The sequence below is a fragment of the Alteromonas sp. 07-89-2 genome, from assembly GCF_013113925.1.
Lineage (GTDB): Bacteria > Pseudomonadota > Gammaproteobacteria > Enterobacterales > Alteromonadaceae > Alteromonas > Alteromonas macleodii.
In genome coordinates this window covers 85,290-101,709 of record NZ_VTYM01000016.1, presented here as the reverse complement: position 1 = coordinate 101,709, position 16,420 = coordinate 85,290, and the positions used below count along the sequence as shown (strand labels likewise).

14 protein-coding genes and 2 tRNA genes are annotated in these 16,420 nt (G+C 44.9%); 4 read left to right on the top strand and 12 right to left on the bottom strand.

The window, feature by feature from the left end; genetic code table 11:
• Positions 1-120: 120 nt before the first annotated feature.
• The 9 genes from ilvN to orn all read right to left on the bottom strand — a co-directional run bounded on the left by ilvN (position 121) and on the right by orn (position 9,536).
• Positions 121-618, bottom strand: a complete 498-nt coding sequence (ilvN, locus tag F0261_RS12040) for an acetolactate synthase small subunit (RefSeq protein WP_014975513.1) — start codon at positions 616-618, stop codon at positions 121-123.
• On the bottom strand, positions 618-2,336 hold the full coding sequence (locus F0261_RS12035) for an acetolactate synthase 3 large subunit (RefSeq protein ID WP_014975512.1): 1,719 nt from the start codon (positions 2,334-2,336) through the stop codon (positions 618-620). The genes ilvN and F0261_RS12035 overlap by 1 nt, the downstream gene beginning before the upstream one ends.
• Before the next feature lie 273 nt (positions 2,337-2,609).
• Positions 2,610-2,987 carry a DUF413 domain-containing protein gene (maoP, locus tag F0261_RS12030; RefSeq protein ID WP_039225146.1) on the bottom strand — a complete coding sequence of 126 codons (378 nt, stop codon included), beginning with the start codon at positions 2,985-2,987 and terminating at the stop codon, positions 2,610-2,612.
• Positions 2,988-3,220: 233 nt separating this feature from the next.
• Positions 3,221-3,682, bottom strand: a complete 462-nt coding sequence (locus F0261_RS12025; protein WP_014975511.1) for a hotdog fold domain-containing protein — start codon at positions 3,680-3,682, stop codon at positions 3,221-3,223.
• 147 nt (positions 3,683-3,829) lie between these two features.
• A complete protein-coding gene (locus F0261_RS12020) occupies positions 3,830-5,398 on the bottom strand; it encodes a tetratricopeptide repeat-containing sulfotransferase family protein (protein WP_171338064.1) in 1,569 nt (522 codons plus the stop codon).
• Positions 5,399-5,491: 93 nt separating this feature from the next.
• Complete coding sequence (locus F0261_RS12015) at positions 5,492-7,963, bottom strand: TonB-dependent receptor (protein WP_171338063.1); 2,472 nt, start codon at positions 7,961-7,963, stop codon at positions 5,492-5,494.
• A 611-nt stretch (positions 7,964-8,574) separates the two neighbouring features.
• A tRNA-Gly gene (locus F0261_RS12010) sits at positions 8,575-8,650 on the bottom strand.
• 163 nt (positions 8,651-8,813) lie between these two features.
• Positions 8,814-8,889: transfer RNA gene (locus F0261_RS12005), tRNA-Gly, on the bottom strand.
• A gap of 101 nt (positions 8,890-8,990) precedes the next feature.
• Positions 8,991-9,536, bottom strand: coding sequence for an oligoribonuclease (gene orn / locus F0261_RS12000; protein ID WP_171338062.1), 546 nt, complete (start codon positions 9,534-9,536; stop codon positions 8,991-8,993).
• 86 nt (positions 9,537-9,622) lie between these two features.
• Here orn and rsgA point away from each other — a divergent pair, with 86 nt between their 5' ends.
• The 4 genes from rsgA to F0261_RS11980 all read left to right on the top strand — a co-directional run bounded on the left by rsgA (position 9,623) and on the right by F0261_RS11980 (position 13,466).
• Positions 9,623-10,666 carry a small ribosomal subunit biogenesis GTPase RsgA gene (rsgA, locus tag F0261_RS11995; protein WP_171338061.1) on the top strand — a complete coding sequence of 348 codons (1,044 nt, stop codon included), beginning with the start codon at positions 9,623-9,625 and terminating at the stop codon, positions 10,664-10,666.
• Positions 10,667-10,914: 248 nt separating this feature from the next.
• Entirely contained in the window at positions 10,915-11,862 is a 948-nt protein-coding gene (gene asd / locus F0261_RS11990; protein WP_171338060.1) for an archaetidylserine decarboxylase, read from the top strand.
• Positions 11,863-11,865: 3 nt separating this feature from the next.
• Entirely contained in the window at positions 11,866-12,741 is an 876-nt protein-coding gene (locus F0261_RS11985; RefSeq protein WP_171338059.1) for a DMT family transporter, read from the top strand.
• Positions 12,742-12,773: 32 nt separating this feature from the next.
• Positions 12,774-13,466 carry a glycerophosphodiester phosphodiesterase gene (locus tag F0261_RS11980; protein ID WP_014978157.1) on the top strand — a complete coding sequence of 231 codons (693 nt, stop codon included), beginning with the start codon at positions 12,774-12,776 and terminating at the stop codon, positions 13,464-13,466.
• A gap of 122 nt (positions 13,467-13,588) precedes the next feature.
• Here the strand turns inward: F0261_RS11980 and F0261_RS11975 are convergent, their stop codons facing one another.
• The 3 genes from F0261_RS11975 to F0261_RS11965 form a co-directional block, all read right to left on the bottom strand.
• A complete protein-coding gene (locus tag F0261_RS11975) occupies positions 13,589-14,017 on the bottom strand; it encodes a MerC domain-containing protein (RefSeq protein ID WP_014948073.1) in 429 nt (142 codons plus the stop codon).
• A 155-nt stretch (positions 14,018-14,172) separates the two neighbouring features.
• Positions 14,173-15,081, bottom strand: a complete 909-nt coding sequence (locus F0261_RS11970) for a divergent polysaccharide deacetylase family protein (RefSeq protein WP_171338058.1) — start codon at positions 15,079-15,081, stop codon at positions 14,173-14,175.
• Positions 15,082-15,204: 123 nt separating this feature from the next.
• The gene (locus tag F0261_RS11965) at positions 15,205-16,368 is read right to left on the bottom strand and encodes a murein hydrolase activator EnvC (RefSeq protein WP_171338057.1); all 1,164 of its coding nucleotides are present in this window, start codon (positions 16,366-16,368) and stop codon (positions 15,205-15,207) included.
• Positions 16,369-16,420 lie beyond the last annotated feature (52 nt).

Below are 16,420 nucleotides of genomic sequence, written 5' to 3'. Positions count from 1 at the left end.
CTAAACCTACACGACAAACTTTGCATCGCACTACGTTGCTCTTTAACAAGAAAAAGGGCGCAAGCGCCCCTTTTCGTTTATTAACTATGAAGTATTGAGTCGATGTTTATGCAACTCAATTTAAGGACGAAGCGCCCTGTCACCTCGAGCAAGCCCACACACGCCGGTGCGCGATGATTCGATAATTTCAGCACACTGCCCCATAGTCGTGGCAAATGCATCTAGCTTATCTGTGGTGCCCGTAATTTCAATGGTGTAGTTGTTTACGTTCACATCCACAATACGCGCACGGAAGATATCAGAGTTCCGCTTCACTTCAGCACGTACCGACTCTGTGCGAGTCGCGACTTTAATCAGCATAAGCTCGCGCTCAATGTGCGTACCCTCAGTTAGGTCGACCACTTTTAGCACATCAATAAGCTTATTCACTTGCTTAGTAATTTGCTCTATGACTTTGTCGTCGCCGTGCGTGATAATCGTTAGACGCGAAAGGCTCGCGTCGTCGGTTGGTGCCACACACAGAGAGTCGACGTTGTAACCGCGTTGTGAGAATACACCAACGATACGAGATAGTGCGCCAGGGGCGTTTTCCATTAATACAGAGATAATACGTTTCATCAGGTTCGCTCCGTCTTGCTTAAGCGCATGTCATCCATTGCGCCAAACTTAATTTGCATTGGATATACGTGTTCGTTTTGGTCTACTGCTATGTCCATAAACACTAAGCGATCTGTGTAACTGAAACATTTCTCCATTGCTGCGTCTAGCTCGTCAAGCTTGTCTACTTTAATGCCCACATGTCCGTAAGCTTCTGCCAATTTCACAAAATCAGGCATTGAATCCATGTAAGAGTGTGAGTGACGTCCTTTGTAAATCATATCCTGCCACTGACGAACCATACCTAGGGCACGGTTATTCAATGAGATAATCTTAATAGGCAGGTTGTACTGCAAACAAGTAGATAGCTCTTGAATATTCATTTGAATACTGCCGTCACCCGTTACTACCACAGAGGTTGAACCTGGGTGCGCAAACTGCACACCCATTGCGGCCGGTAAACCAAAGCCCATGGTGCCTAAGCCACCTGAGTTAATCCACTGACGCGGCTTATCATAAGGGTAATAGAGTGCAGCAAACATTTGGTGCTGACCTACGTCAGAACTTACGTAGGCTTTACCGTCTGTGTGTTTGTACAAGGCTTCGATAACGCGCTGAGGCTTAATTACCTCTTCGCCCTGTGCGTAGTTTAAGCACTGACGAGCGCGCCAGGTCTCAATTTGTTGCCACCAATCGGCCAGCTTTTCGCTTTGACCTGATAAGTCTTTCTTATTTACCTGACTTAAGATTTGATCAAGTACTTTATCTACCGAACCTACTACAGGAATATGCGCATTTACGGTTTTAGAAATCGATGCTGGGTCAATATCAACGTGAATAATATCCGCATGTGGGCAGAACTTATCAACGTTATTAGTAACACGGTCATCAAAACGTGCACCTAGTGCAATGATGCAGTCGGCATTATGCATGGTCTTGTTCGCTTCAAGCGTACCGTGCATACCTAGCATGCCGATAAATTGCTTGTGTGTACCCGGCATGGCACCAAGACCCATTAGCGTACAAGTTACCGGTGCATTAAGCTTCTCAGCTAACTCAATAACCTTTGCTGACGCATCGCAAGCTACAGCGCCACCACCTACATACAGTACGGGACGTTCTGCTTTAAGTAGCGACTCAACTGCCTTTTTGACCTGTTTAGGATGGCCTTTTTCAGTTGGGTTGTAAGAACGCATGGTCACGTCAGTTGGGAACACGTATGGGTGTTCTTCTGCTACGTTCACAATATCTTTTGGCAAATCTACTACCACCGGGCCAGGACGACCTGTGTTGGCAATATAATAAGCTTTAGCAATCGCTTCTGGGATATCAACCGCGCGCTTTACCAAAAAGCTGTGCTTAACGATAGGGCGTGAGCACCCCACCATGTCAGTTTCTTGGAATGCGTCTTCACCAATATGCTTCGACGGCACCTGTCCCGATAAAATAACCATCGGAATAGAGTCCATATATGCAGTAGCAATACCTGTAATAGTATTCGTAGCGCCTGGACCTGATGTGACGAGCACTGTGCCGGTTTTGCCAGTTGAACGTGCATAACCATCCGCCATGTGGGCGGCTGCCTGTTCATGACGTACGAGGACGTGTTTGACATCATCTTGCGCAAATAACGCATCATAAATGTCTAATACGGCACCACCTGGGTAACCGAACACGTGTGTCACTCCTACATCTTTTAGCGCTTCAACCACCATGGCTGCGCCCGACATCATTTTCACAGTGCTTTCTCCTGTAATGGGTTGGGGGGTTTGTCAGCGTACGTTGACGATGCCCCGACTATATCTAAGGTAATAGGAAGATAAAACACCAAATTGCGTAAAAGTGAGATATATATCCCAATATTCGCAATAATTAGGATAAATATTTCGACTTAAGTGTAATTTTGACAGAAAATAGGATATTTATTTACACGATATTAACAGCGCAAACAATAAACATGATTGCTTTAAGAGAGGCGCCTTTACACGTTTTAGATGCATAAAGGCATAAGCTTAATCATCGAGGTCGATATCAAGATCACTGTTATCGCTCATATCGTCGTCATCGTCAACATCTTGTTCAGCAGCACGCTTAGAGCCATAAATACTTGCTGTTTTTGGACGGTTTATTCTGGCTTGGTATTTCAACCACGCTTTCTCTTGCGGTGTTGCAGGGTCACGATGACCAAGAGCCGATTCCAAATAGGCTTGTTCTTCATCATTCTCTGGCGTAATTTTCCCGTCCACTAGTGCAGCGAACAAACTACCATGAGCCTGAAGAAGCTTACTTTCATTAATTGAAAAATCTCCTGAACGAGCAAAGCCGTACGGGTAATTTTTCTTATCTATAAAGGGTTTTCTTGCGACTTGCTCTTTTGTGATTACAGACATCTTAACCTCTTCCACCGCTAATACCTGCGTTGTAAACACAGACAAAATTGCAACACCAACTGTTGAATGAAATAGACTACTGATATAGCGCCTTAATCGCTTTCAAGGTTATTCTTAGTTGGATTTTTATTTTCTGTCAAACAGAAAAGTAGCTGTAGTAAAAACTTAATATTGAATGTTTTAAAAGAGCATAAAAAAGGCCGCAAGCGCGGCCTTTTATTATAAGCGGGATATCAGCGCTTTTCGCTTACCCAAACCGTAATGGTTCCGTCGACGACCACGGTGCCTTCAGCGTTATACGCCTTAACAGAAATAGGTAAATCACCTGGCTTCCATGCGTCAGCTGGCACTTCTGCTACACAACGAATATCTGAGTCTGCTTTCGCCGGATACTTTACTTCCATACCTTTTGGGATCCACCTAAGGTTTTTAGGTATGGATGCTTCACACATGAACCCCATGGCCATTTCCAGACCATTGCAAATAGCAATAACGTGAACCGTTCCAATGTGATTTTCTACCGCTTTACGTTTACTAATGAGCACTTCACAGTAGTTTGGTTTAATGTCTGAGATAAGTGGTGAAACGGTAGAAAAATAAGGTGCCCTGCGCGCTGAGTACCAGCTAAATAGCTTCTTGCCAAAGGGCAGCTTCATAAATTTGTTATATGTATTTAGTACGTAATTCTTTGACATAGTTGTTCACGCTCATTTTCTAGAAAGTGCTATTGCAGGAAAGCGGTGCTGATAATTCGGCTCTCATGCAATCTGGTTAGACCAGTAAGTATAGCGTTAACATAATCGTTACGTTTAAAGGTTGCAAACGAATCTACGATTTTTCCATTAAATGATACCCAACGACTTCTGTAAGGCTTCGGTTTGCAACTCGTAGCGTTTCCAGCGACCTATTGAACGGGTATTTATTGGCTCTCTTACTTGGACCTTACTGGCTGTCGAGACCGGGAGCGTGTTGTTTTCAACTTGTAAGCATTGCGCTTCCCAAGGCAAGTTACAGAATGCCAATAGATCTTTAACTTCGGATTGAGGATGCTGAGCAAGTTGCTCGTATGATTGAAGGCGAATAGCATTCGGATATGTATCAGCAAATTTCCTCACCCACTGCTCGAAGCTTTGATAAAGCTGTCCAATCACCTCAAGGTCGTAGGCGTAAGCGTAGTAAGGGCTGTGGATAGAAAACAACTGTCTGAAGTTACCTACGCAGGTATCCATTGGGTTACGCAGCAAACAAACAATTTTTGCATTAGGTAGTGCCTGTCGAATTAGGTCGATATAGAAAAAATTGAATGGCAGTTTGTCGACTAAGTGCTTTGCATCTTGTCGCAAGAAAGCCGTACGCTGAAGATAAAGCTCTCCAATTTTGGCCAAGTCACTCTTATATGCACTTTCAATGGTAGGCGTATCAAGCACTAGTTGGCTGCTAGTTTGGGTTACCTGTTTAACAGCAACGCCAAAGTCTTGTAGCTCTCCTCCAGAGGCAACTAACGAATGATGACTTAAAATACGCTCAACCAGTGTTGTGCCGCTGCGCGGCATGCCCACTACAAAAATGGGGGCGTCGCTTTGAGAAAGATTGGTGGAAAAAGCGTCCGAGCTAACCTGTGATTGCAAATTAGCATGAAGAGTATTAAATATTGCCTGATAATCTTTCAGCGTATTTTCGCTACGTGCCTTCTGGGACGCTTTCGCGTGTTGCAGGGATTCAAAAGCACGAGTGTAATCACCTAGTGCTTCGTACTCTTTCGCGAGTGCATGCCCTATGTGAAGTCGTGCATCGGGGTTTGCCTTTACTTTTTCCACTAAGGGCTCAAGTCGCGCTAAATGATTATTTTCACGCGAAATGCCGCCGAGATCAGACAGGGCAAAATGCGCCTGAAAGAAATTAGGCTCGCTATCGATGGCTTGTTCAAAATGCTTTCTGGCTAGCTCAAATTTTCCCGCAAACTTGCAGCTGACTGCATAGTTGTAATGGTATTGCGGATTTGATGGCGCCAAAGCAAGGGCCTTTTCAAAATAGTCGATAGCATCCTCATGTAGGCCTACTCTCGATAATGAAACGCCAACCGTATCTAAGTCGAGAGCACGGGTAAGGCTCTTTACTGGCGAACGAGCCACACAGTCTAGCGCTTGCTGCATATCGCCTTTTAACGCAAAGCACTTGGCTAGATAGGCAAAGGTAATAGGACGGTTTTCGATTTCGTTAGACTTCGTTAACAAGGCGATTGCCTTTTCTATCTGTCCGATTTCAATATGAATAATGCCAAGTAAAAAATAGGCGTGAGCATGCGGTCCGAATTGTTGAATCAATTCTACACAACAGCGGTGCGCTTGCTGATAATCACGTTGTGATAAAAACCTTACGGCGTCGTCTAAGCGAGTGTAACTTGTATTCATTTTTAGCTTTTTTTAAAACCGTTTTAATACGAAAAAGGCGCTTACACGTTAAGCGTAAGCGCCCTTATATTGTATCGTGTAGCAATAACTATACTACATGCCAAATTGATACTTAAACATCAATCCTACAGTACGTGGTGTTAACACATAGTGGCCATAGTTTCGCTGTAACTCGGTACCATTTGGCTCAAGGGTGTCGTTAAACTGACCTAAACCAATATCGCCTACGTTACGACGAGTTGAAGTAAACGCATACTTATCAAATAAGTTGTCGATATATAGCGTTACCGACCAGTCTTCATCTGAAATAGTGGCGTTCAGATTACTTACTGCATAACCAGGAAGCGCTTCACCATCTTGGCGAAGACCTACGGTGGTGTACACATCGCTTTGTGCAGTGATACCGTAGTTTACGTTTAACATTTTATCGTCAAATACTTCTTGGCTGTATGTGATACCAAATGAGAACTGATGCTCTGCAGTTCCCGGTAAACGGTCACCATCTTTACCGTCGTAAAAGTCTTGAAGCTCTGTACCTTGCTCATCGAACACGCCAAACAAGAATGGTGCGTCTGCAGTTAACTCAGCTTGTGTGTAAGCATACGTTGCATAAGTCGTGATATTGTCGCCAATAATGCCGCGAATCGAGAATTCGGCTCCCTTCGACTCCGCACCTTCAGCATTAACAATAATCGGCTGCTGGCCGTTGATTGTGGCACCCGACACCTGAGGGTCTTGCCAGTCAACGTAGAATAGCGCCGTATTAAGCTGAAGTTTGTTTCTAAAGAAACTGGTTTTAACGCCTAGCTCGTAGTTAGTGGTAGTATCTGCCTCAAAGAGTTGCTCTTCAGGCGTAGCACAAACAATTTGATTATTCAGATCATCGACATTATCTGGGCAAGCTCCAACGCTATTCGCGCCACCAATTCTGAAGCCTTCACTGATGGTCAAATAACCCATTGTGCTGTTAGTAAACTGATAGCTAGTGTTGAATTTGAATAACGTGCCGCTATCGTCAGCTTCTGTCTCACCATAATCTAGTACGATAGAATCAGACGCTCGACCTTCAAATACAGAGTTATACAGCGGTAAATCTACAGCCGAACGCGAATAGACATCATATTGGTACGCGCGCAAACCTAAGGTAACGTCCCAGTCGCTTGTTAGTTCGTAAGTAAGTTCTCCGAATAACGCTTTTTCAGTAACCTCGCTTTCGTCAACTGAGAAATATTCAAGTGCATCTGGACGATAGTTACCGTCTACACCCCACACGTCAATGGCATAAACATCGAAGTTAGGTGTAAATTCTTTACTGCTGCCTTCACTGTCTAAGTCGTAATAAAAGCCGCCAATGATCCATGATAAAGGCCCACTGGTTTGAGAAACTAAGCGCAGTTCTTGCGTGAACACTTCCCGTTCTTCCACTTCTTCCGTGTAAGCAGAGAACGCTGGAAATTCTTCATAGCTGTAGTCTAAACGAATTAGAAGATCGGTTTGGTCACGTTGGCCGTTAGCATCGAAGTTTGATAGACCGGTTGCAGATACTAATTCTGCAAAGCCCAAGTCGGCACTTACTTCTAAACTTAATAACTCGTCTTCTTTTTCACGCGGCTCTTCGTAGCGATACGCTGACTCATACTCACCAATAACTTCGCTCAAAGGATTATCAGCGGAAAGTGCGTCGTAATGGGTAATAGAACGGCCTTCAACATCTTGCTTTTGGTAGAAGTAAGTCAAGGTACTGTCGAACCAATCGTTCGGTGCCCAGCGCACTGCAATACGGCCAGTTAGCGTATCTTCGCCATTGGCATCTTCAACCTGTTTTAAGTTGCTATTTACTTCTTCTTCGTTAGACCAGTCTGGGTCAGGTAACGACACACCGCCTTCTCTCACCACATAGTTGTAGTCAAGAAAGCCAGGGTTGTTGAAATAGTTCAATGACGCACGTACCGCTAGTTCACCATCAATAATAGGTGCGTTAAAGACAATACTGCTTTCTCCGCCTAGTGAGTCGCTCTCGCTAATACTGAACACGTCACCCGTTACTTCCCCAGACATAAACTCTAAATCGACTTTCTTTGGAAGGTAACGAATAGCACCGCCTAAAGTTCCAGCCCCGTAAAGCGTACCCTGTGGGCCAATAAGAACTTCAACGCGATCGACGTCTACAAGACGCATATTCAAGAAAAGAGGAATATCGCCAAAGTAGGTGGCTACCGTGCCGCCATTTGAACCGGGGCCTGATGAATTAGTATTTAGACCACGTACGATAATCGGAGAGTCGTTTCGTCCACCTTGATCTGTCACCGTAAGACCAGGTACCCAACGCGCTACTCCGTCAAGATCTTCAATATTCTGTTGATCTAAAACGTCAGAGGTTAGCGCTGAGATATTAATAGGCACTTCTTGTAGGGTGCCGCTTCTGCGCGTTGCGGTTACTTCTACTTTTTCAATTTGCTTTTCGTCTACAGTAACCGTTTGGGCATAAACGCTTGGGCTTGCGCAAGCGGCTAACACGGCGCCTGCTACAGCGGAAATATGGAAAGGAGCACTCTTACTATGCATGTTCTCTCTCTTAAAATGGGCATTACTAAAAATCACTAGCCCGTTCCATAGGAAAAACAGAGTCCTTCTGATTAAGCGTTTCTAGCGTGAATTAGGTAAATATGCGTACCGGCTCGTTCTAGGTAGCTTCTTATTATTTTTGTTTGCTATCCACTAAAAGGGCCTAGAGCCTAAGACTCAGCAGAATACGTGCCGGAATTTGCGCGCATTCTAATATAAAAAACGCCAAAAGCCAGAGCAAAACAGGATATTTATTCATTTAAAGTGCAAACAATCCCACATCTCGTTACAAATTGGGGCGGTCGCACTTTATGAGAACTTATGAAATAAATACTTTTAACTTAAATATCATAACTTTATGCATATATACATATAACCATATCAAAGCCGCACGACTTTGGTGCGTAGGAAATCGAATTTATACCCAGAATCAGTGCAGGGTATTGTGGAAAAGGAAAGCTTAGAAGAACACCGTTCGGTGCAAGTGAATTTGAAGCGAGAAACAGATTTGTCCTCGTTGTGAAGCAATGGCCGACACTCGGTCGCGGGCCCTTTAAGGGGTCGCATCAATACATCTGCTAATGTTTAGATTTTCGTGATGTTTGAAAATTTGGAGCGGGAAACGAGATTCGAACTCGCGACCCCGACCTTGGCAAGGTCGTGCTCTACCAACTGAGCTATTCCCGCATAGAGTCGATGCTGTGCATCTTTTAGTATCTGATTAGATTCAGATTTAAGTTTGGAGCGGGAAACGAGATTTGCCAACTGGCCGACACTCGGTCGCGGGCCCACTAGGGGTCGCGCTTTTCACGCCCACTGAAAGTAAAGTTTACTATCAGCTTTTAAAATTTGGAGCGGGAAACGAGATTCGAACTCGCGACCCCGACCTTGGCAAGGTCGTGCTCTACCAACTGAGCTATTCCCGCAACAAAAGAGGTACTTCGTTTGAAGTGGTGCGCATTTTACAAAAATTTTGGGGTAACGCAACCTTTAATTCTACTTTTTTTGCACCTCATTGCTTGAATGCCTAAATCGTAAACACTTTCTCACGATAATAGCGCATTTCTTCAATAGATTCGCGAATATCATCAAGCGCTAGGTGTACGCCTTTCTTTTCGAAACCGTCTAAAATTTCAGGCTTCCAGCGGCGCGTTAATTCTTTTATTGTACTTACATCAATATTTCTATAGTGGAAGTAAGCTTCAAGCTCGGGCATGTACTTAACCATGAAGCGTCTGTCTTGCCCTATGGTGTTTCCACATAGCGGTGACTTGCCTGCATCTACCCATTGCTCTAAAAAGGCAATAGTTTGCGCTGATGCTTCTTCAACACTTATTTTACTTTCTCGGCAACGTTCAGTTAATCCACTTTCACCGTGAACTCGTGTACACCACTCGTCCATATTGTTTAACACGTCATCACTTTGATGTACCGCTATTACAGGCCCTTCAGCCAAAATATTCAGCTGTGCGTCGGTAACAATGGTCGCGATTTCCATTACTACACAGGTTTCAGGATCTAACCCTGTCATTTCCATGTCTATCCAAACAAGGTTACTGTCGTGTTTACTCATTACATTCCTCTTTGCGCTACAGACATGGCAACCATGCCCTACAAACGGTATTATTGACATAGTATACGTGAAACTAGAAAAGAATCGTGGCGAAAAAACCAAAACTTACACAACGACAGAAACGACAAGTTGCAGCAAACAGAAGCAAGCGCTTGCGTGAAAAGCACGCGTCAAAGGGCGCGGCGAACCTTGATGAAAGCGCGCTAGAAAGCGGCACTGTGATTGGTCGCTTTGGTAAACACGCCGACGTTGAAGACGCAAACGGCGCAGTATCTCGCTGCCACATTCGCCGCACGGTAGACTCTGTAGTGTGTGGTGACAAGGTGTTTTTCAGTAAAGGGGATGACGCTGAGTCAGGTGTAAGTGGGGTTATTGAAATTGTAAAAGACAGGCACTCTGTCCTGACTCGCCCAGATTATTACGACGGTATTAAACCCATCGCCGCGAATATCGACCGTATTATAGTGGTTAGCGCTATTTTACCCACCCTTTCACTGAATATTATCGACCGTTATCTCGTTGCCTGTGAAGACATAGGCATCACGCCGCTGATTGTCCTTAATAAAGTAGAATTGCTCAGTGAAGAGGAACGCGCAACCGTCACAGAGCAGCTTAAGACGTACGAAAACTTAGGCTACGAAGTGCTTTTCACCAGTTGCAAAACCGGTGAAGGCATTAGCAAACTCAATGAATACCTTAACGATAACATCAGCGTTTTCGTAGGGCAGTCCGGCGTAGGTAAATCGAGCCTTATAAACCAAGTTCTGCCAGACGCCGATGAATTAACCGGCGATATTTCAGATAACTCGGGACTAGGTCAACATACAACGACGGCGGCCAAATTGCTTCACTTGCCAGCCGGCGGTGATTTAATTGACTCTCCAGGAGTACGTGAATTTGGCTTGTGGCACATTCCTACCGAACGTATTACATGGGGCTTTATTGAGTTCAGAGATTATTTGGGCGGCTGCAAATTCAGAGACTGCAAGCACTTAAATGATCCGGGGTGCTTACTAAGAGAAGCTGTAGAAGAAGGGAAAATTAGCGCAGTACGCTTCGACAGCTACCATAGAATTTTAACCACCATGGAAGAGCAGCGACCTAGTCACAGCCAGCCTCCTGGGGCATAACAACTGCCACTGGGTTTTAACCTCACTGGAGCGCTAAACCCGTTGGAGCGACCTAAGAAGTACACGCACTACTTACGCGTAATAGCCGTCACTAACTCGGCGATTTATTCTTTTGGTGTGAACCACGTGCTTATGCTTTTGTGTAAGCACTCATAACCCTAAAGTTGCTCTTAATACCACGACTTACTATACAATAACGCTATCTATGCAATGCGTTATTGCTTGCATAAAAGAAACGGAGATATTTTGTGTTAGATTGGCTTAAAGTTAATTTACAATACGTTACACCAAAGCACCTGCTATCGCGCCTTGTAGGCAAACTTGCAGAAGCAGAAATGGGTAGTGTTACGACATTTTTCATCAAGGCGTTTATTAAGCAATACAACGTTGATATGTCAGAAGCGCTGCATGAGGAACCAGAGCATTATAGAAGCTTTAATAAGTTCTTCACCCGCCCTCTTAAACCTGAAGCGCGCACCATTGACGAAAACAATGACGTACTTATCCATGCTGTTGACGGTACGGTAAGTCAGTTTGGCGATATCCATAGCGACAGTATTTTTCAGGCGAAAGGCCATGACTTTAGCCTAACTACATTATTAGGTGGCAAGCCTGATGTAGCTGCGCCATTTAAAAATGGTAAGTTTGCTACCATTTACCTTGCCCCTCGTGATTATCACAGAATTCACATGCCTGTTGAGGGCACCCTTACTGATATGCTGTATGTGCCGGGCGAACTTTTTTCGGTAAATCCTCTTACAGCACAAAATATTCCAGGTCTATTTGCACGTAATGAACGCGTCGTGGCGCTGTTCGACACGCCTGTAGGCAAAATGGCGATGGTGCTTGTGGGCGCTACCATAGTGGCAAGCATTGAAACTGTCTGGGCTGGCACGGTTACGCCACCTGCGGGTAAAAACGTTCAGCACTGGTCATATGAAAAAGACAGTGAAGCAGCAGTTTTCCTTGAAAAAGGTGCTGAGCTAGGCCGCTTTAAGCTAGGTTCGACCATTGTGGTGTGTTTCGAAAAAGACATGATTGATTTTGAAGACCTCGCCCCTGGTATGGTTACACGCCTTGGTGAGCCTATGGCGCTTAAATCAACCGCACAGGCTACGGCTAAAGATACGCACGTTAGCGATGAATCAGCCAGTGACGAAAAGAGCGAGGCTTCGTCAGAGGGCGCTGACAGCTAATTTATGGATGCTGTTAAAAAAAGCCTGATCTCACTTCATTTCACGGTAATTTTACTTGGTGGTACAGCCCTTTTCTCTCGGCTTGTACCACTTAGCGCCAGTGATATCACTCTTGTTCGTTCAGTATTTGCCTGCATAGCGTTGTTTGCCTTTTTGAAATTGGCGAAGGACAAAATAAAGCTGAATTCAAAAAAAGACTACGGCGTTGCCCTCGGTTTAGGCGTGTTGATGGCACTGCACTGGGTCACCTATTTTGCCGCCATGCAATATGCAGGGGTGTCTGTTGGCATGATTGCCCTTTTTACCTTTCCTGTAATCACGGTACTTATCGAGCCCTTCTTTGAGCGGGTAAGGCTGGTCTGGCAGGATATCGTATCTACCGTTACGGTGGTCGTTGGCGTTTATTTAATAGTGCCAGAGACATCACTGGAAAATGACATTACCCTTGGTGTTCTCATCGGTATTGCCTCCGCCATCTTGTATTCGTTTAGAAACCTTATTCATCGTAAGCACTTTAAGCACTACAGCGGTGCGCAGGCTATGGCGTGGCAGACCTTGGTTATCAGTATTCTAATGTTGCCGGTAGGCAGTGCAGCAATAACCTCAGCGTCTACCAGTTCTTGGCTAATGCTATTGCTTTTAGGTACCGTATTTACTGCGCTTCCTCATGCACTTATTGCTGCGAGCCTACGTCACCTTAGGGCAAAAACGTTTTCGCTCATAGCCTGCATGCAGCCTCTTTATGGCGTTTTCCTTGCTATTATTCTGCTTAACGAAAAACCTGGTTTAAGTGCGTTGTTAGGTGGAATTCTTATTACGTCAGCATCAGTTTATGAAACGCTCAACACGCATAAGTTGCATAATGCAAAAGATGATTAAGCCATGTTGTGAACTTTTAGGAAGAAATGTCTATGCTCATTTTTGCTCACCGAGGTGCTAGTAAAGCCGCCCCAGAAAACACAGTAAAGGCATTTAAACTGGCTTTCGAACAACGTGCCGATGGCATTGAGTTTGATACCTATCAGCACGAAAGCGGCATTATTGTTTTTCACGATAGAACACTTACGCGCAGAGCACGGGAATCCGGCTATTTACTTGACGTATCGTGGCAATCCCTTACAGAAATGGACATTGGGGATGGAGAGCACATACCGACCCTGACCGAAACACTGAATTGTGTTCCAAAAGACAAGTGGTGCAATATTGAGATAAAACACTTACGCGACGTAGACAGCTGGGTTAAAGACGTTAAAGCGGCGGTACAGCAAAGCGGTATTAATGCTGATAAGCTACTTATCTCTTCATTTAACCATCACTGGCTTCAAGCTATTGCGCTTAAGTGGCCCGAAGTGAAGATCGGTGCCTTATCTGCAAGCTACGAGCTTGACTGTACGGCAAGCGCCCGGGCTCTGAACGCTTATTCCGTAAACATTGCATTAGACGCCGTTGATAAGCAGTTTGTGCAAACGGCGCAGCAAGACGGATTTGACGTATTCGTTTATACCGTAGATGAGCCGAGAGACATGCTTATGCTCAACGAGTGGGGAGTGACGGGCATATTCACTAACGTGCCCGATGTAGCGCTTAGTGTGTTGTCGCATTAAACCCTACTTTTTCTATGCGAAAAGTCTGTAGAACGCGTATCTGATACATACTCACACTATAAAAAAAACGAGCCATTGGCTCGTTTTTTTAGAATGCTTTTCTTGAAATGCAGCTTAGTTGACTACTTAAATTCAGTTGAAAGGTGGTCTGAAAACACCGTATTCTTGCAGCACTTACATTGTCTACACAATCGCATATTCACCCAGTGGCCGGCTACAATTAGCGCTGCACCTATCGCGATGGTAAAGGGTTCGTAGTGATGCCCAAAAATATCTTTGTGCCAATAAATAGCGCCACCCGTAAACAGCAATGCAAGCGGGTAGTATTTGCCATGATAGCGAATTGCACCGCTAACCAAGGCGACTGCACCTACAATTAACGAAAAGGTTAGTATCGTTCTTTCGAACCACACTTGTGCAAAAAAGCTAGAACCGATCAGCGGCAGCAGAGGCACCAAAACAGGTAGCGCGAGGCAATGCAACGCGCACAAGCTCGACACCCAAATGCCAAGTTTGTCTAGTTTTGTTGGATTCTCGTCAATTGGAGTCATTACCCTAATTACCACCGTGAAAAAATGAGTTCGCGAACTATTCGCCAGAGACGTTATATTATAACAGACTCACAGAAATGAGAAACGTTCCCACATTAAATTTTGATCTTAACGAGATGAAAATGAACTAACTACGTATAAAATGGGGAAAAAAGCTATTCGTTTGGCGCTGTGCCTAAGCGCTCAGCAACGCCTTTTTCTGCGGAGCTGTGCATTAGCCCACTGCTGTGTAAGGCATTTTCTTCGGTCATGCTTACCTTGCTATCCTTCACATCGGCGTTATTGAGCGAAGCCGTTTGATCGCGCTCTTTACCAAACTGCTTGGCCACTTTCGGCGCATGTGAAAAATAGTCGGTTACTGAGGTAAGGGTTAAACCTTCTTTTTCAAGTGAGGGTAAATGAGTTTTCAAGAAATCGACGGTTTCTGGGTGGGGATGGCCAATCACCACAACGTGACCATTCTTTTTAGCAATACGTTTCATGTGGTTGAACTGCTTAAGTAAGAATGCAGGCTCAAGCTTATGGTCCAGAAACACCTGTCTGCTTGCGCTAGGCACACCTAACCGCTGCGCAATTTCTTCGCCTTTTGTGAGTACCGTGGTTCGGCTATCCACAAAAAATAAGCCTTGGCGTTTCACCTCTTTTAAGAGCGCTTCCATTCCTTTTTGCTGCCCCGTGAACGCACTTCCCATATGATTATTCACACCAACCGCGTTCGGCACGCTCTTCATTGCCTTTCGCAAATTGTAAGTAATGGCACCTGCAAACATGTCAGTGGTTAACCCAAGGGGCCCCATGTTCTTTCCACTTTGCGCCTGCATAGGCATATGCAGCATAACAGCCCTGCCTTCTTGCTCAGCGCGGAGCGCAATTTCAGAAGCCAGCGGCGTTTGCGGAAGTATAGAAAAGGTAATTTCTTTAGGGAGAGAAAAAGCAGCGACATCGGACGGCCTGTATCCCAGGTCATCTAATATTATAATTATGTCTGACTTTGCTTTTGCTTGAAGGCTAGTTAGCCCGCATAAAACAAAGATTATACAAGGCATTAGCAGACGCAAAAGCATCTAAGTCACATCCGTTTTTCATCATTATTATTAAGCGCACACTACACAATGCTGTGTTTTTTCTAGAATACCAACAACTGATTCAGTTTCAACTTAGTTTCTGAAAATCTAAAATTAACCTGCCTAGTCTAGCCAAGAGCTTGGATTTAGCGCCTTGCCTTTATGACGAATTTCAAAGTAAAGGTTAGGATATTCCTGACCACCACTTCGGCCCACAAGGGCTATGCGTTCACCTTGCCTGACATCATCGCCAGCTTGCTTGAGTAACGCTTGGTTGTGACCGTAAACACTCATATACCCTTCGCCATGATCGACAATAGCGACCAGACCAAATCCGCGCAACCAATCGGCGTACAACACTTTTCCAGGCGCAATGCTGTTTACAGGGTCGCCTTCAGCACCATCTATCACAATGCCTTTCCAAGACACTTGCCCTTGGCGGCGACTACCAAATAAGTTTCGTATTCTGCCTTTTACAGGCGCTGCCAGCTTACCTTTTAATTTGGCAAGTCCATCCATACTCACTTCGGCTTCACGGGCAGCCCGTTCTGCGGCAATCCGGGCCGCTTCAATAGCGTCTTTCAGCGCTTTTTCATCAGCTTGTAGCGACGCAATACGCTGGTTTTCAGAGGCTATGGTTTTGTTTATCTTCTTAAGCGTTGCTTTTCTATCATCCTGACGGGTTATAAGTACTGCTCGCTGACCTTCTTGCTCATCTTTCAAAGCGGCAAGTGACAAGGCTTTTTCGCTAAGCTCTGCGTTAACTTCTTCAAGCCTAGCAACATTTCCCCTAAAGCTCTCAATCTCTTTTTGGCGCGCTTTAGCCACGTATTGATAATAGGTAATGACACGCTCGAAGGTTCGCGCGTCATCTTGGTAAAACAGCATTTTCGCGTAGTCGTAATGCCCCGCCATAAATGCACTTTTAAGCTGGCTCGATAAAAGTGACTGCTGTTTACGGATAGCCGTTTTAAGCCCTTCTTGTTCTTCTTCGAGCTTCGCTTGTTCTTGCTCAATATTTTTAAGTGACTGTCGGGTGCTGGATAGTGCTTTCGCCACTTTAGCTATTTCGAGTTCAGAGGCCTTCAGCACATTTTCTAATTCCTGTGCACTGGCTCTATTGTTCTCTAATACTTGCTGTCGAGCGCGCAGTTCGGCCTGTAACTCAGCTAATTTTTCTTTTTGACTATTCGCACCGCCTTCTTGTGCAATAGCACTACTTCCAATCGGCATAGTTGCAAGGGCAACTATGCACCCAATGATTGAAAGAAATAATCGTACTGACATACGTGCGCCTAGAACCTTAACTTTTTCATTGATGACTTAATGTGTTTCATCG

What these genes read in the sequence shown, in the direction of transcription:
- ilvN (WP_014975513.1), bottom strand. Translation starts at nt 618, where the DNA reads ATGAAACGTATTATCTCTGTATTAATGGAAAACGCCCCTGGCGCACTA.
- maoP (WP_039225146.1), bottom strand. Translation starts at nt 2,987, where the DNA reads ATGTCTGTAATCACAAAAGAGCAAGTCGCAAGAAAACCCTTTATAGAT.
- F0261_RS12025 (WP_014975511.1), bottom strand. Translation starts at nt 3,682, where the DNA reads ATGTCAAAGAATTACGTACTAAATACATATAACAAATTTATGAAGCTG.
- F0261_RS12020 (WP_171338064.1), bottom strand. Translation starts at nt 5,398, where the DNA reads ATGAATACAAGTTACACTCGCTTAGACGACGCCGTAAGGTTTTTATCA.
- F0261_RS12015 (WP_171338063.1), bottom strand. Translation starts at nt 7,963, where the DNA reads ATGCATAGTAAGAGTGCTCCTTTCCATATTTCCGCTGTAGCAGGCGCC.
- orn (WP_171338062.1), bottom strand. Translation starts at nt 9,536, where the DNA reads ATGAGTAAACACGACAGTAACCTTGTTTGGATAGACATGGAAATGACA.
- F0261_RS11985 (WP_171338059.1), top strand. Translation starts at nt 11,866, where the DNA reads ATGGATGCTGTTAAAAAAAGCCTGATCTCACTTCATTTCACGGTAATT.
- F0261_RS11980 (WP_014978157.1), top strand. Translation starts at nt 12,774, where the DNA reads ATGCTCATTTTTGCTCACCGAGGTGCTAGTAAAGCCGCCCCAGAAAAC.
- F0261_RS11975 (WP_014948073.1), bottom strand. Translation starts at nt 14,017, where the DNA reads ATGACTCCAATTGACGAGAATCCAACAAAACTAGACAAACTTGGCATT.
- F0261_RS11970 (WP_171338058.1), bottom strand. Translation starts at nt 15,081, where the DNA reads ATGCTTTTGCGTCTGCTAATGCCTTGTATAATCTTTGTTTTATGCGGG.
- F0261_RS11965 (WP_171338057.1), bottom strand. Translation starts at nt 16,368, where the DNA reads ATGTCAGTACGATTATTTCTTTCAATCATTGGGTGCATAGTTGCCCTT.